Annotated in this window: 11 protein-coding genes; 6 read left to right on the plus strand and 5 right to left on the minus strand. The window is 54.0% G+C overall.

Features of this window, described 5'->3' with window-relative positions:
• The first annotated feature begins 74 nt into the window (after positions 1-74).
• The 5 genes from E1N14_RS14655 (at position 75) to E1N14_RS14675 (ending at position 6,706) form a co-directional block, all read left to right on the plus strand.
• On the plus strand, positions 75-1,241 hold the full coding sequence (locus tag E1N14_RS14655; RefSeq protein WP_081782953.1) for a PQQ-dependent sugar dehydrogenase: 1,167 nt from the start codon (positions 75-77) through the stop codon (positions 1,239-1,241).
• A gap of 241 nt (positions 1,242-1,482) precedes the next feature.
• Positions 1,483-1,974, plus strand: a complete 492-nt coding sequence (gene purE / locus E1N14_RS14660) for a 5-(carboxyamino)imidazole ribonucleotide mutase (protein ID WP_025010942.1) — start codon at positions 1,483-1,485, stop codon at positions 1,972-1,974.
• Position 1,975: 1 nt separating this feature from the next.
• A complete protein-coding gene (gene purK / locus E1N14_RS14665; RefSeq protein ID WP_025010943.1) occupies positions 1,976-3,055 on the plus strand; it encodes a 5-(carboxyamino)imidazole ribonucleotide synthase in 1,080 nt (359 codons plus the stop codon).
• A 67-nt stretch (positions 3,056-3,122) separates the two neighbouring features.
• Positions 3,123-4,343, plus strand: coding sequence for a sensor domain-containing diguanylate cyclase (locus E1N14_RS14670; RefSeq protein WP_062793957.1), 1,221 nt, complete (start codon positions 3,123-3,125; stop codon positions 4,341-4,343).
• A gap of 53 nt (positions 4,344-4,396) precedes the next feature.
• Positions 4,397-6,706, plus strand: coding sequence for a toxin-antitoxin system YwqK family antitoxin (locus E1N14_RS14675; protein WP_025010944.1), 2,310 nt, complete (start codon positions 4,397-4,399; stop codon positions 6,704-6,706).
• Positions 6,707-6,792: 86 nt separating this feature from the next.
• On the opposite strand, the gene E1N14_RS14680 is transcribed toward E1N14_RS14675, so the two are convergent.
• From E1N14_RS14680 to E1N14_RS14700, 5 genes are all read right to left on the minus strand, one after another.
• Positions 6,793-7,425, minus strand: coding sequence for a transglycosylase SLT domain-containing protein (locus E1N14_RS14680; RefSeq protein ID WP_028781530.1), 633 nt, complete (start codon positions 7,423-7,425; stop codon positions 6,793-6,795).
• A gap of 103 nt (positions 7,426-7,528) precedes the next feature.
• Positions 7,529-7,954: a hypothetical protein gene (locus E1N14_RS14685; protein ID WP_044734843.1), complete on the minus strand. Its 426-nt coding sequence runs from the start codon at positions 7,952-7,954 to the stop codon at positions 7,529-7,531.
• Complete coding sequence (gene gshA, locus E1N14_RS14690; RefSeq protein WP_081782954.1) at positions 7,951-9,516, minus strand: glutamate--cysteine ligase; 1,566 nt, start codon at positions 9,514-9,516, stop codon at positions 7,951-7,953. The genes E1N14_RS14685 and gshA overlap by 4 nt, the downstream gene beginning before the upstream one ends.
• A gap of 299 nt (positions 9,517-9,815) precedes the next feature.
• Positions 9,816-12,671 (minus strand): M16 family metallopeptidase, encoded by a 2,856-nt coding sequence (locus E1N14_RS14695; RefSeq protein WP_025010948.1) that lies wholly within the window; start codon positions 12,669-12,671, stop codon positions 9,816-9,818.
• 38 nt (positions 12,672-12,709) lie between these two features.
• Complete coding sequence (locus tag E1N14_RS14700; RefSeq protein ID WP_025010949.1) at positions 12,710-13,135, minus strand: YqaA family protein; 426 nt, start codon at positions 13,133-13,135, stop codon at positions 12,710-12,712.
• A gap of 202 nt (positions 13,136-13,337) precedes the next feature.
• On the opposite strand from E1N14_RS14700, the gene E1N14_RS14705 reads away from it, so the two are divergent.
• Positions 13,338-14,303: a PD-(D/E)XK nuclease superfamily protein gene (locus tag E1N14_RS14705; RefSeq protein WP_174539811.1), complete on the plus strand. Its 966-nt coding sequence runs from the start codon at positions 13,338-13,340 to the stop codon at positions 14,301-14,303.
• The last annotated feature ends 1 nt before the right edge of the window (position 14,304 follow it).

Genomic DNA, 14,304 nt, shown 5'->3' on the forward strand with positions numbered 1-14,304 from the left:
AGGGAGGCTTGGCCTCCCTTTTTATTCGCCTTCATTTCAAGTCATACTGATATGCCCAACCGCAAGGAGGCCTTATGTCTAAGCATTCATCCCTTTCACTGCGCCCGCTGCGCCGCGCTATTTCGCTTGCAGCGACTCTCTCTACGGCGGCTTTGCTGACAGCTACTGTGAGTAGCTCTGCACTGGCTGAAAATTCAGCACCATCGGTACTGAAGGATATCCGCCTGCCCCAGGGCTTTGAGATAGAAGTCTATCTGGATAATGTCGCCAATGCCCGCCAGATGGCGCTTGGCAGCCAGGGCACACTCTTTATCGGCAGTCGCGGCGAAGGTAAAGTCTATGCGGCAATAGATACAGATGCCGATGGCCGCCACGACAAGGTCAAAGTGATCGCCTCCGGGCTCAATATGCCTTCCGGGCTAGCCTTTCGGGACCAGACTCTCTATGTGGGCGCCGTGAGCCAAATTCTCGCCTTTGACAATATTGAGCAGCAGCTGAGTCAGAGTGCTTCCCCGAGCTACCAAATCTTTTATGATGACTTACCTTCAGATAAGCATCACGGCTGGAAATACCTCAAGTTTGCCGCCGACGGCCGCCTGTATATTCCCATTGGCGCGCCTTGCAATATCTGTGATGCCGGCAGCGACTACAGCAAAATAATCAGCCTGGACCTCCAAAGCAAACAACCAAGGCTCGAAGCCGCCGGTGTGCGCAACAGCGTTGGTTTCGACTTCGACCCAGTCAGTGGTCAGCTGTGGTTTACCGACAATGGCCGCGACATGATGGGAGACGATATGCCAGCCGATGAGCTCAATCATTTGAGTCAACGCGGCCAACATTTTGGTTATCCCTACGTTCATCAAGGAGATACCCTGGATCCTGAATTCGGCAAAGGTAAGCAGCCTGCCGATTTCAGCCCTCCTGAAGTCAAGCTGGGTGCCCATGTAGCAGCGCTGGGGATGACCTTCTATCGCGGCGACAGCTTCCCCAAGGCCTATCATGGCGGCATTTTTATTGCCGAGCACGGCTCCTGGAACCGGTCCAGCAAGGTGGGATATCGAGTGCGTTTCGTGCCGATAAAACAAGGCAAGGCCGGTGAACCTCAGGTGTTTGCCGAAGGCTGGCTCAAGGGCGAAACCGTATCCGGACGCCCCGCCGATGTGCTGCAGTTACCGGATGGTTCCTTACTGGTAGCCGATGATGCCCAAGGCCGCCTCTATCGCATCTTTTACTCGGGCTGATTTTTGTCCGAAACACAGTGTTCAAGGGCAGCGCGCGCCGTCCTGTCATGATATTATCTGCAGCCATTATCGCCCGGCCTTGGGAACAACGCCGGGTTAAGGAAGCTGCGAACCACGCCTTGCATCCAGGCCTGTAAGCCAACGCAGAGCACGCATGGAACTGGTTTGCACCTTCCGTTACTGTACCCGACCTGGAAACAGGCAAAATATTATAAATAAAATCAGTAGTTAAGGAGTTATCATGCAAGCCCTCGTTGCTGTTGTAATGGGTTCCAAGAGTGATTGGCCCACCATGGAGGCGGCCGCAGAGATCATGGATTCTCTCAAGGTGCCCTACCATGTCGAAGTGGTTTCGGCCCATAGAACCCCAGACAAGTTGATGGAATTTGCCGCATCAGCAGCAGACAAAGGATACAAGGTCATCATAGGCGGTGCCGGCGGCGCCGCTCACCTGCCGGGTATGATAGCTTCCAAGACCCGCTTGCCTGTACTGGGCGTGCCGGTACAAAGCAAGGCTCTCAGCGGCATGGACAGCCTGTTGTCGATAGTGCAGATGCCCAAGGGTATTGCCGTGGGAACGCTGGCCATAGGTACAGCCGGGGCATTCAACGCCGGGCTGCTGGCCTGTCAGATGCTGGCAACTCAAGACTCTCAACTGGCCGAGCGCCTTGAAGCCTTCCGCGAAGCTCAAACCCGCGCGGTACTGGATAATCCGGATCCGAGGGAAGACTGAGATGGCTGACAAGAGAGTTTGGGTACTGGGCGATGGCCAACTGGGTGCCATGTTGCGTCATGCCGGCCAACCGCTGGCCATAGATGTCCGCCCCGTGGATATCATGGCACCAAGTGATGAAAAGTTGCCGCTGACAGACACAGATATTATTACCGCCGAGCGTGAGCAGTGGCCGGAGTCCCCTCTGAGCCTGCAGTTGTCGCAGCACTGTCATTTCATCAATGGCCCGGTATTTGGCCGCCTCGCCGACAGATACACCCAAAAATCCCTGCTGGATCAGCTCAAGGTGGCCACTGCGCCTTGGGAACTGCTGGACGATAACACCCAAGCCAATGATCTTTATCACAAATATGGTGAAAGAGTTCTACTGAAACGCCGCACCGGCGGCTATGATGGCAAGGGTCAGCACTGGCTGAAGCAAGCCGAGTCGACCAGCATCCCGGCCGATTGGCGCAATCAAGCGATTGCCGAACAGGCGATCCCCTTCGATGAAGAGGTGTCTCTGGTTGGGGTTCGCAGCCGCAGCGGCGAGTGCTTCTTTTATCCTCTGACGCTCAATTTGCATCAGGACGGTATTCTGATGGCATCGATAGCCCCCCTGGCGCGTCTGCAACCGCTGCAGGCCGAGGCCGAAGCCATGCTCTGCAGCATAATGCATGAGCTGGAATATGTGGGGGTGATGGCGATAGAGTGTTTCCGGGTGGGCGATCACCTGCTGGTCAATGAGCTGGCGCCCAGAGTGCACAACTCAGGGCACTGGACTCAGGCAGGCACCCATATGGATCAGTTCCAGTTGCACCTGCGGGCCCTGTGCGATTTGCCACTGATGACGCCTCAGGTTAACTTCCAATGTGTGATGGTCAACCTGATAGGCATAGATAAGGACGACCGTTGGCTGAGCCTGGCCAATGCCGAGCTATTCTGGTACGACAAAGAGGTGCGCCCCGGCCGCAAGGTAGGCCACCTGAACCTGTCGGTACTGGATAAAAACGCGTTGGCCGACAGCATTGCCAGGCTTCAGCAGTGGATGCCGGCGCAATATCAGGCGCCACTTATGTGGATACTGGCGGAGTTTGGCTGACAAACGGGCGGGCCCCCTCGCCCGCCTCTGACCTTGATTCAAGGTATAACTTTAGGATTCTCAGGATTTGTTGGATCAGAACGGACTCAGAAAGCAGAAGATAGACACATTGGATCTGCGCTATCATCTGCTGCTTCTGTTACTGCCTCTGCTGCTGATAGCCTTACTGTTCTGGGTCACCAGCCCGGCCGGTGAGCTTCCCTGGCTGCAGTGGGGCGGGGTTTCTATCATCTATTTCCTGGCCTACAGCCTGGGTTATTTTGTCCATCAAGGGCGCTTGGGCCGACTGTGGCAACACCTGGAGCAGGTGCTGGGGATCAACGAAGCCACCTTCGAATTAGTGCATCTTTCCAGTCAATACGAAACCGAACACGCCTTTCTCAACGCCCTGCTCGGTAAGGCAGTCGCCATGGTTGATGGCGCCGAAATGGGCTCCATCATACTGGTGGAACCCGGCAGCAATAAGCTGCATTTTGAATCTGCACTCGGGCTGGATCTGGCCAAGCTGCAACAGCTGAATATGACTCTGGAGCAGTCTTTCGAATACAGGTTGACCGATGGCCGCTGCAACCGGGTAGTCGTGGTCAACGATATGCGCAAAATCAACTCCCAGAGTAGCCTGAGCGCCGAAGATCAGGCCCTGCTGCTGAGTGCCGCCAGCATTCCCATTCGGGCCACCCTGTCCAGCCCAATCCATATCGATGGTCAGCTCTATGCCATGCTCAACCTAGACAGTTCACTGCTGGCCTGTTTCAGCACCTATGACAGGGATCTGGTGGCTATTTTAACCCGTGAAGCTGCCAATGCCATTGCCCTGTATCAAAAGTCCCGCCAGATCCACCAGTTGGCTAATTTTGACTGCCTGACCGGGCTGGCCAATCGTAAGTATTTTGAAGAACAGGCGCAAAAATGGCAGCCCAAGACCAAGCTGGAAAGCATGCTGGTGCTGCTGGATATGGATAACCTGAAAAAGATCAACGACAACCTGGGGCACGGTGCCGGTGACTTTGCCCTCAAGCGTCTGGCAACCGAGCTGAAACGCAGCTGCCCGCCACCGGCCCTGGTGAGCCGATTTGGCGGCGACGAATTTGTGCTGCTCTGCTACGGCAGTGAAAGCTGGCTCAGAGAACGTTTACAGCAGGCCGAGGCCAGGCTTGCAGCCGATGAGGTTGCCGTTTATTTCAGTGCCGGCATCGCGCCTTTCAACGGCGATATGGAGTACAGCCTGAAACTGGCAGACAGCCAGATGTACCGGCAGAAAAGAGCCCGCAAGGGTGGGCACGAATAAAGAAACCTGGCTCCCAATGACGGGATTGCTGCAGTAGGTGACAAGGAGAACCGATGCACAAACAGCTCATAATTATGGCGGCGCTGGCCGCAAGCACTCTACCCGTGCTGCAACAGGCGCAGGCGGCACAAAACCTCTCTTCCTTAATGGTGGAAGTTCGCCAGCAGGATGGTATCCCCCATTATTACAATCTGGCCAGTGGTATGCCCCTCAATGGTGAAATATCCATCGTCCGGGACAATCAAGGCTATACCCTGGCGGAGTTCTCCCAGGGCGTGCCCCATGGGCGCTGGCAGGTATTTCACTCCAACAATGCCAAATTGATTGAGGGCCAATATTTCCAGGGCTATCAAAATGGCAGTTGGCGCATGTATGACATCAGCGGCCAGATGACCGAATTGCAGGTGTTCAACAAGGGCGTGCCGGAAGGGGAATGGCAAACCTTCGACACTAAAGGCCGTCTCAGTGAAAGCGTCTTCTACCGCGACGGTAACAAAGAGCAGGTCAAGCGTTTCTACGCCAGTGGTAAACTCAAGGCCAGCGAAACCTATACCGACAACCTGCGCCATGGTCAGTGGCAGAGCTTCTATGAAAACGGCACCCTGGCCCAAAGCCAGCAATACGCCAACAACCAACTGTCAGGCGACTATCTGGAGCAAAACGCCCAGGGGGTAATCAAGGTCAAGGGCAAATTCGATGCCAATGGCCAACGTCAGGGCGTCTGGCAGAGCTTTTTTGATGATGGCAGCAAAGAGAGTGAGATAAGCTTCAGTGCCGGCGAGCGGGACGGCGAAAGCCTGAAATATCACCCAAGCGGCGAACTGGCAGTCAAATGTGCTTACCGCGCGGGTAAGCGCCAGGGCCAATGTCAGACGTTTGACGACAAAGGGATACTGCTGGGCAATGAGCATTTCAGTGACGGCGAAAGAGATGGCACCCAGGAGTACTTCAACAGTGAAGGCAAGCTGGTCATAGAACAGCACTACAAAAACGGCCTGCAAACCGGTGTACAGAAGCGTTTTCACCCCAATGGCCAGTTGGCTGAGCTGGAAACCTTCCACGACAGCCAATTGAGTGACAACGGTCAATATCCCCGCCATGGCAAGTATGAGCGTTTCGATATCGACGGCAAGCCACTGGAGAAGTCCCAGTTTGCCATGGGCCTGCTGGATGGTTTGCATCAGCGTTTCAGCGCCGGTGTTTTACAAGAGTCCAGCCAATGGCAGCAGGGTGAGCGTCACGGCGACTTTATCCGTTACTTCCCGAACGGTAAAAAACGCAGCCTGAACCAATACCAGCACGACAAGCAAACCGGAAAATCCATCCGCTACTTTGAAGATGGCACTGTGCAGGAGCAGGGCGATGTCATTGAAGGCAAGTGGGTCGGCAAATATGAGAGCTTCTACGACAATGGCAAGCCCAGGGAGTTGGCCCACTATGCCAAAGACAAGGCCGCCAAGGATTATCGTTATCCGCTCGATGGTGCCTTCAAGCGCTGGTACGCCAACGGCGATCCCAATGAGGAAGGCGCATATCTCAACGGCGACAAGGACGGGCTCTGGATTCAGTATCGCGAAGGGGTCAAGAGCCGGGAGCAGACCTTTGTCAAAGGCAAACTCAATGGCAAATATGCCGAGTATTACCATGGCCGCCGCCGGGTTACTGGGGAATACCTGGACAATAAGAAGACAGGTACCTGGATAGACTACCGCTACGAAGAGGACGATCCTACCTTCGGCACCATCCCAGAAGGCAATATCAGGATCAAGAGCCTGTGGCAACAGGGTAAGTTACATGGTGCACGCGAGCACTACAGCTTCAAGGGCATCCTTTATCGCAAGGAAACCTATGACAATGGCGATAAGACCGGCAGCTATAGCGAATACTATGTCGACAATGGGCAGCAGAAACTGGCCGGTGAGTTGTTAAAAGGGGCCAAAACCGGCCAGTGGCAAAGCTGGTTTGAAGATGGCATGCTCGCCGCCAGTCAAGAATTCAAGGACGATGTACTGCACGGCAAATCTGAGCAGTACTACAGTAACGGCCAGTTAAAACAGCAGGCCAACTACTGGCAGGGAAAACTCGATGGCAAACTGAGCCAGTACTTCCAAAATGGCAAACCACAGAGCCATGAGCAGTGGGTCAAGGGCCAGAAAGAGGGTGAAGCCAGTTACTTCCACAACAACGGCAAGCTGGCCGAGAAAGGCACCTTCCTCAGGGACAGAAAAGAGGGGCTGTGGCAGACTTTCTGGACCAATGGCGAGAAGCGTACCGAAGGCAGCTATATCAGCAATCGTGAATCCGGCGACTGGAACTTCTACGACCAGTTCGGCAAGCTGATAAAGACAGAACACCACGGCTGATAAAACGGCTGGCTCATCTGTAGAGAACCCAAAAAGCGCACCTTAAGGGTGCGCTTTTACCGAGGAACAGCTTAGTTTCCCCTTCCCTAGCCAAAGAACAAACGCCAGAGCCAAGAGGCGTCCAGGTCTTCCTTGCACTGATTATATTGCGCCGCATAACGGCGGGAACGATTGTCCACCTTGTCGGCCACCCTTACCAACCAGGCCTTGCTGCGGTAACTGCCGCGTTTGTAGCCGCCCCAGCCTTCGTGATAATTGAGATACTGGTTGCGGGCATCCCACTTGGACACACCATTGATCTTATGGCTCTTGTAGATAAACCAGCCCATAAAATCCATTGCATCATCAAAATCGCTGCGACTGGCCCAGCTGTTGCCGGTCTCACGCACATAATCATCCCAGGTCATGGTCTTGGCCTGGGCATAACCATAAGCATCACTGGCGCGTCCTATGGGAATGATCCACAAGAAATACTCCATAGGTGGCGCCGCATTATGCTTGAAGGAGCTCTCCTGATACATCATGGCCAAGGGCACATGCACGGGAACGCCCCACTTTTCACGGGCATCCTTGGCAGCGTTGTACCAAGATCTGTGCTCTTTGAAGATGGAACAGATATTGTCGGGCTCTTTGGGAGGTGAAGTGGCGCAGCCACCCAAAAACAGGGAGGCGGAAACAGCAAGCGCCGGGGCAAATTTGGATAGAAACTGTCGCTTCACGAAAATCTCACGGCTTTCAAAGGCCAGGCCTTTGGTTGAACTTGGACTCAGTGTCGCCCGAGTCAAACATCAAATGCAACCTGAGCCTCTGAAAAAGTGAGCTTTATTGCGGCTCCGGCAGCTCGCATTCATGAACTTCCTGCTGCCAGACCACAGGTTCCCAGTAACCGGTATCCTTGCCGGTATAGCGCCTGTCGGTATTGAACTTGGCCGCCAGGTGATAACGTTGCCCGGCTTCCACCAGCAACTTCAGCTCCTTGGGCGTGCGGGCCGACAATCGCACTTTGAGCTCAGGTGAATCTATCAGCTCAGAGACGGTAAAGCTGTGTTCACCCGGTGGCAACTGATAGTTGGGTTTGGAAATCACGGGTTGGCCATCGAGATGGGTGACCACCAAGCGATAAAACTGCTGCTCCCGATCCGGCTCCAGATAACCTGAAACCGTACCACATTCGCGCCCGGGCTCGGGAGCACTGGCGCAGGCCGATAGCAACAGGGCTGCGGCCGAGATTAACAACAAAGACTTCACTGACTGACTGCTTCCTTGGCTGGTTCATCGGCAAAGTACTGAACCAGAAAATCATCAAAATTCAAACGATCAGCGGCTTCCATCTGCAACTGACTCTCGATTGAGGCCTGGGCTTCGGCTTCAAAGGAAGCCAGCGCCGCGGCACTCAGCGGATAATTCAGCAGCTGCTGCTGATATTCTTTCGCCAATGCCATCACCCAGGCGCCGTGATCCAGGCCCTGGTCTGCCAAGGTCTTCATCACCTGCCCAGACAGCGTCTCATTCGGGTCGATAACGGCTTGATGCCACTTGGCCAGTGCCAGCTGATATTGGTCATCATCCTTTCCATCGAGCAGCTTGGCCAACTGCTGCAGCTCGGCAAACAGTGCCAGCATCCACTGCTCACGCGCCACAGGCTCGCCATTTTGGCTCAGCATTAAGCCGGGCTTACGCCCTTCCAACACCACGGCCTTGAGGTTGGCGGCTATCTCCTGCTCACCGATGCTATCGGTCGTCGCCGATGGACTCAACAAACAATGAAGCAGGAACAGATCCAGGAAGCGCACCTGAGAGGCCTCTATGCCTATGGCACTGAAGGGGTTAACGTCCAGTGCCCGCACTTCGATATATTCCACCCCGGCGCGTGCCAGTGCCTCGGAAGGCTTTTCACCGCTGCGGGTCACACGCTTGGCGCGAATGGGGGCATAAAACTCATTTTCTATCTGCAACACATTGGCGTTGAGCTGGCGATATTCGCCATCAACCTTCACCCCTATGTTGGCAAAGTTGTCCGAAGGCATCTTGATGGCGGCGCGGATCCCCTTGAGATAATCCGCCAGCGAGTTATAGCTGATACTGAGCCGCTCCTGCTCCTTGTTGGTGTAACCCAGGTCACTCATTCTCAGTGAGGTGGCCCAAGGCAGATACAGGGTGCCGCGGCCCATCTTTTCAAAATCCAGTTCTGTCTGCTGCTCTTTGATGAAAGAGCCGCACAGCGCCGGTGAAGCGCCAAACAGATAAGGCAACACCCACACCAAGCGGCGGTAGTTGCGGATAAGGCCAAAGTAGCGCTCGGAGATAAAGTCACAGCGGGAAACCGACTTGTCGCTCTGGGCATAGAGCAGATCCCAAAGCTCGTCAGAAACCGAGAAGTTAAAGTGCACTCCTGAGATGATCTGCATTAAAGCGCCGTATCTGTAGGTCAGGCCCTTGCGATAGAGGGTCTTCATCCGCCCTGAGTTGGAGCTGCCGTATTGGGCGATGGGAATATCCTTCTCGTCGCCAACATAACAAGGCATGCTCACGGGCCAAAGCTTTTGTCCCTTAAGCTGATTGAGGGTAAAGGCATGAGTCTCGGTGAGGCCGGTAAGCAGCTCATCTATGCTGTGGGTAACAGGCGTTATGAACTCGAGCAACGCCTCACTGTAATCAGTAGTGATCCTCGAGTGGGTCAGGGCCGAGCCCAAGGTTTTGGGATGACCATCCATAGCCAGGTGCCCGCTGGCATCAATTCTCAAGGCTTCTCGCTCAATCCCACGGCGCATATCCTTGAGTGCGGCGCGTCCTTCGGCTCCTTTGAGCATTGCGACAGATTCGGTAAATGACTTCAAATTCTTTTTCTCTGCTTGGCGGCCTAGGCCTTTATCTGGCCAATAGACCCGGGCATACCTGCTCCGCTTTCATCTCTTGGTGATTCATCACCAAAAGGCACAGGACTGCTCTGTGTGACTGCTGCCCAAAATAAAGCCTAAGCGGCCTTTCAGGCAAGTGTAATTTAAAAGAGACAGGCGGTGATGCTCTTTCAAGCATCACCGCCTTGCATAGTGGCAAGCGAGTCGTAACCCGCTGCGGTCAAGATCAATATGAGGTCAAAGTGACCGTTTTACAAGGGCAGATTGATCACTGAATAACCCATTGCCTCAATACCTGGCTCGATAAGATTTTTATCCCCGACCACCAATATTTGCATGCTGGCAGGATCCAACCATTCTTTAGCCAGCTCATTGAGCTTATCAAGACTGGTTTGGTTGATAATCTCATCCTGACGGGCAGTAAAATCATCGTTCAGACCGTACTTCTGAATCATTCGGATAAAGCCGGCCTTTTGGTAAGGCGTTTCATAATCCAGTGCTTTACCCTGCGAAATTGAGGCCCGCATAAAGCTAAGCTCTTGTGTCGTCATCCCCTTATCATGATAAGCCTTGAGCTCCTTGATAAACTCGGCCAGCGCCTTGTCGGTGACATCACTGCGAACGCTGGCGCCCGCCTTGAAGTATCCCTGCTCAATACCACCACTGAAGAAGCTGCGGGCACCATAGGTGTAGCCCTTGTCTTCCCTGAGATTAAGGTTGATGCGGCTGTTGAAGGCGCCGCCCAAGGGATAGTTCATCAGGTAAGCCTTGAAGAAGTCGCCCGTGGCATCGTAAGGCAGAGCGCGCTTGCCTATGCTGATAACCGACTGGGCCGCTCCCGGCTTATCGATAAGGAACACCACACCGGGTTTACCCTCGGGCATCTCACCCAAGGTCGGCAGAGACACAGCCTGGCCGCCCCAAGGCTCCAATCCTTTTAGCTTGCCGATTAGCTGCTCGCGTGGCAGATCGGTTACCGCCACCAGTTGGGCGTTGCCGGCGCGATACTGCTCCTTATAGAAAGCCTTGATATCATCGAGCGTCAGCTGGCTGATACTCTCAAGCGTACCGTTATCATTGACACCGAGACTGGTTTGGCTGCCAAACAGCAACTTGCTGAAACCCTCTTCGGCCAGATAGTTGGGATCCGAGGCCAGATGTTGCAGGTTTTGCAACTGTTGCTGTTTTACCCGCTCGAAATCGGCTTCCTTGAAGCCTGGCTCAAACAGCCTTTCTTCGACTATTGCCAGGGTCTTATCCAGGTTTTCGGTCAAGGCCGAGATCCGGATGCTGCTTTGATAGCCGCTGCTGTCGAACACCACGGAAGATCCCAGCAGCTCCAGCGCCTGGGCCAGTTCTTCACTGCTGCGTTTGGCGCTGGACTCATTGAGCATGGCCGCAGTCAAACCGGCGAGCCCGGCCTTTTCCACCGGCACCAGTCTGTGACCGCCGTTGAGGTAGATGACCAGCTCGGTAGTAGGCGTTTCATGGCTTTCAGTGCCCATGACACTGATACCGTTGTTCAGCTGGGCAGACCAAAGCTTGGGCACCTGCATGGAGGGCGCCTTGCCGGCAGCGGGGATCTTACTGCGATCGAAACTGCTGTTGGCACTTGCTGCCTGCTGCAACCCGGCAACGGCGTTGGCGGCAACCCTTGGCTCAGGCGGGGTAAAGTTATCGGCCTTGGCCACCAGCGCCTTGGCGCCCATGGGCACCACACTCATCACCACGCTGGGCTTATCCTTGATGTAGCGCTTGAATACCCGCATCACATCTTCTTTGGTCACAGCATCATAGCGGGCCAAATCTTTGGCTATCTGATTGGGATCACCGGCGAATGTCTGGTTATAGGCCAGGTTGGACACCTTGCCCGAGACACTCTGCAGCGAGAAGATGCTGTCGGCGCGGAACTGCACCTTGACCTTCTGCAGATCTTCATCTGTGACGCCCCGCTGTTCAAATTCGGCAATCGATTCGCGGATCTTGGCCTCTATCGGCGCCAGTGCTCCGCCCTTGGCCGGATTGGCCAAGGCGTAGATGGACATTTGACAGGCCAGCTCCTGGCAAGGATGACTGACCCCGGCCTGCACCGCATAACCATCTTTCACCAGATTCTTGTAAACCAGCGAGGTCTTGCCGCCGCCGAGAATATTGGCCAGCAGATCCAGCGCGGCCTCATCCTGGTGACGGGCATAAACGGTTGGGAAAGCAATACGGATGAGTGGCAGATGGACATTGTCTTCCATCGAGATATAGCGGCTCTTGTCCAGCGTTACCAAAGGTTTGGCATCGGTCGCCACCTCAGGCCCCTTGGGAATATCGCCAAAGTACTTGCTGACCCAGGCCAGCGTCTGCGCGGTATCGATATCACCGCCTATGGTCAGAGTGGCATTGTTGGGGCCGTACCAGCGTTGGAAGAAGTGTCTTACATCATCAGACGTGGCGCGATCGAGATCCTCGGGCCAACCTATCACAGGCCAGGAATAAGGATGACCGGCGGGATAAAACGCCTGATTGAAGCGTTCATTCATCCGCCCATAAGGACGGTTATCGATACGCTGGGCCCGTTCGTTTTTCACGGTTTCCCGCTGCACTTCAAATTTCTTATCGGTCAGGGCCGGAAGCAGATAGCCCATACGGTCCGACTCCAACCAAAGCATTTTTTCCAACTGATTACTGGGAACAGTTTCGAAATAGTTGGTGCGATCAGTGTTGGTGGTGCCATTCAAGGTGCCGCCGGCTTCGGTGACTATCTTGAAATGCTGTTCATCGGCCACATGCTCGGAGCCCTGGAACATCATGTGTTCAAACAGATGGGCAAAACCACTGCGCCCCGCCTGCTCTCTGGCCGAGCCCACATGATAAGTTACATCCACATGTACCAGAGGATCAGAATTGTCCTGATGCAGTATCACTGTCAGGCCGTTGGCCAAGCGATACTTGCTGTAAGGGATACCGACTTCACCGGCCTTGGGGGTGACCGACTCGATGAGAGTCACTCCTGCCGGCAGTTGTACCGAGGAAACCTCAGCCAATCCTGTGTCGGTCTGCACTGAGCAACCCGCCAATGCGGCTGAAATTGCCGCCGCCAATAACCATTTCTTCAAAACGTTACTCCTTCAACCAGAGACTGAAACCCAATAACTCATTGCAGCCACTCTAAAGCCAACAACACAATAATCAAATAGCGCAGCCCCTTGCCTGTCAAAATCATCAGAGTGGATTTTGTAAGAGGAAGTTTCATCCAACCTGCTAAAAGGCACAGAATATCGCCGATCAGTGGCACCCAGGAAAGTAACAAGGCCCAATAGCCGTAGCGGTTGAGCAGCGCCAGCGCCTGCTTGTGACGACCGCTGTCGAGTTGCTCGGGCGTGACCGCCTTGCGCCCCAAAAGCCCAAGTAGATAGCTGCTCAAGGCCCCCAAGGTGTTACCTATAGTGGCGCTAAGCAGCAGTGACAATGCCATCTCCGGCTGCTTGTCCAGCAAAGCCAGCAACAAGACTTCCGAGCCTCCAGGCAGCAATGTCGCCGCCAAAAAAGCGCCGCTGAACATCAGCCAGAGTTCCCACATAAGATACTTTCCTGCATACTGCCTGAATCAAATGTCCATCCAGGCAAGTTCAAAGATAAATAGTTTTTAGCGCTGAAAGATATAAGAAAACAATGTCATTGCCCAGCTAAGTCTCAAGAGTTTAAATCATACAATCGCGATAGAAAGCCACAAAACCAGGGGTTAAAACCAGCCCTAAGATGGACAAGGAAAGGAGTCATAAATGCAGGAGCTGAACTTTATTCAATCTGTTCAGGAGCGGGATATTGATTTGATGTTGCTGGAGGAGTGCCACACTTCAATGGCCTTCTGCAATTGGTTGGTTTCCCGGGTATATGAATTCCCCCACGCCGTAGAGTTTGTCGGCGCCTGGCATTCTGTCATTCACAATCAATACGGTGAGTCGGATCTCGTGGTGATTTTCAAGGCCAATGACGGCTCCCATCAAGCCATTCTTATCGAAAACAAGATAGATGCAACGCCACAACAGCAACAAGGGTTAAGGTATCGCTACCGCGGCGAACATGGGATAGAACAGGGCTATTGGGTCGATTTTCGCACCTGTCTGTTGGCTCCGCAAAAATACCTGGCATCCAACAATGAGCCCTATGATAAAACCATCGCCTATGAGGAACTCATGGCGTACTTTGTCGCCCAAGGGGCATGGTACCGGGCACGGCTTATGGCCGAGAGCATCAGCAAGCAAAGACGTGGATACCTTCCCAGCATTAGCCCCGAAGTCACAGAGTTTGCCAGGTGTTATCTTGAGTTTGCGAAAAGACATCACCCGGAGTTGAACCCGGAAACACCCAAAAACCGCGCCGCCGGACATTCCTGGCTGCATTTCTACCCGCTACTGCCCAATAAGCAAATCCGCATCGTTCATCAATTGGCAGGAAGCCTGGTCAAAATCATGTTTCTGGGAGCAGCCGAGCAGCTTGATATACTCACGCAAGCCTTCGGTGCTTATGCAAGCACAGGACTCATGATCAAACGCTCCGGCAAGTCTGTCGTGATGGAACTGCCTACGCCGCCCATTGACCCTTTTAAAGACAAATTCGAAGATGTCCAACCGCAAGTGCAACAATCCATTGCCCAAGCCAAGAAACTGAGACAGATGTTAATTCAGGTGCTGGCGGATAAAGGCATTGCAGCGAGCAATATTCAAGCATCTGACTGGTACTCTTGAA

It is taken from the genome of Shewanella algae, assembly GCF_009183365.2.
GTDB classification, from domain to species: domain Bacteria; phylum Pseudomonadota; class Gammaproteobacteria; order Enterobacterales; family Shewanellaceae; genus Shewanella; species Shewanella algae.

What these genes read in the sequence shown, in the direction of transcription:
- E1N14_RS14655 (WP_081782953.1), top strand. Translation starts at nt 75, where the DNA reads ATGTCTAAGCATTCATCCCTTTCACTGCGCCCGCTGCGCCGCGCTATT.
- purE (WP_025010942.1), top strand. Translation starts at nt 1,483, where the DNA reads ATGCAAGCCCTCGTTGCTGTTGTAATGGGTTCCAAGAGTGATTGGCCC.
- purK (WP_025010943.1), top strand. Translation starts at nt 1,976, where the DNA reads ATGGCTGACAAGAGAGTTTGGGTACTGGGCGATGGCCAACTGGGTGCC.
- E1N14_RS14675 (WP_025010944.1), top strand. Translation starts at nt 4,397, where the DNA reads ATGCACAAACAGCTCATAATTATGGCGGCGCTGGCCGCAAGCACTCTA.
- gshA (WP_081782954.1), bottom strand. Translation starts at nt 9,516, where the DNA reads ATGCTCAAAGGAGCCGAAGGACGCGCCGCACTCAAGGATATGCGCCGT.
- E1N14_RS14700 (WP_025010949.1), bottom strand. Translation starts at nt 13,135, where the DNA reads ATGTGGGAACTCTGGCTGATGTTCAGCGGCGCTTTTTTGGCGGCGACA.
- E1N14_RS14705 (WP_174539811.1), top strand. Translation starts at nt 13,338, where the DNA reads ATGCAGGAGCTGAACTTTATTCAATCTGTTCAGGAGCGGGATATTGAT.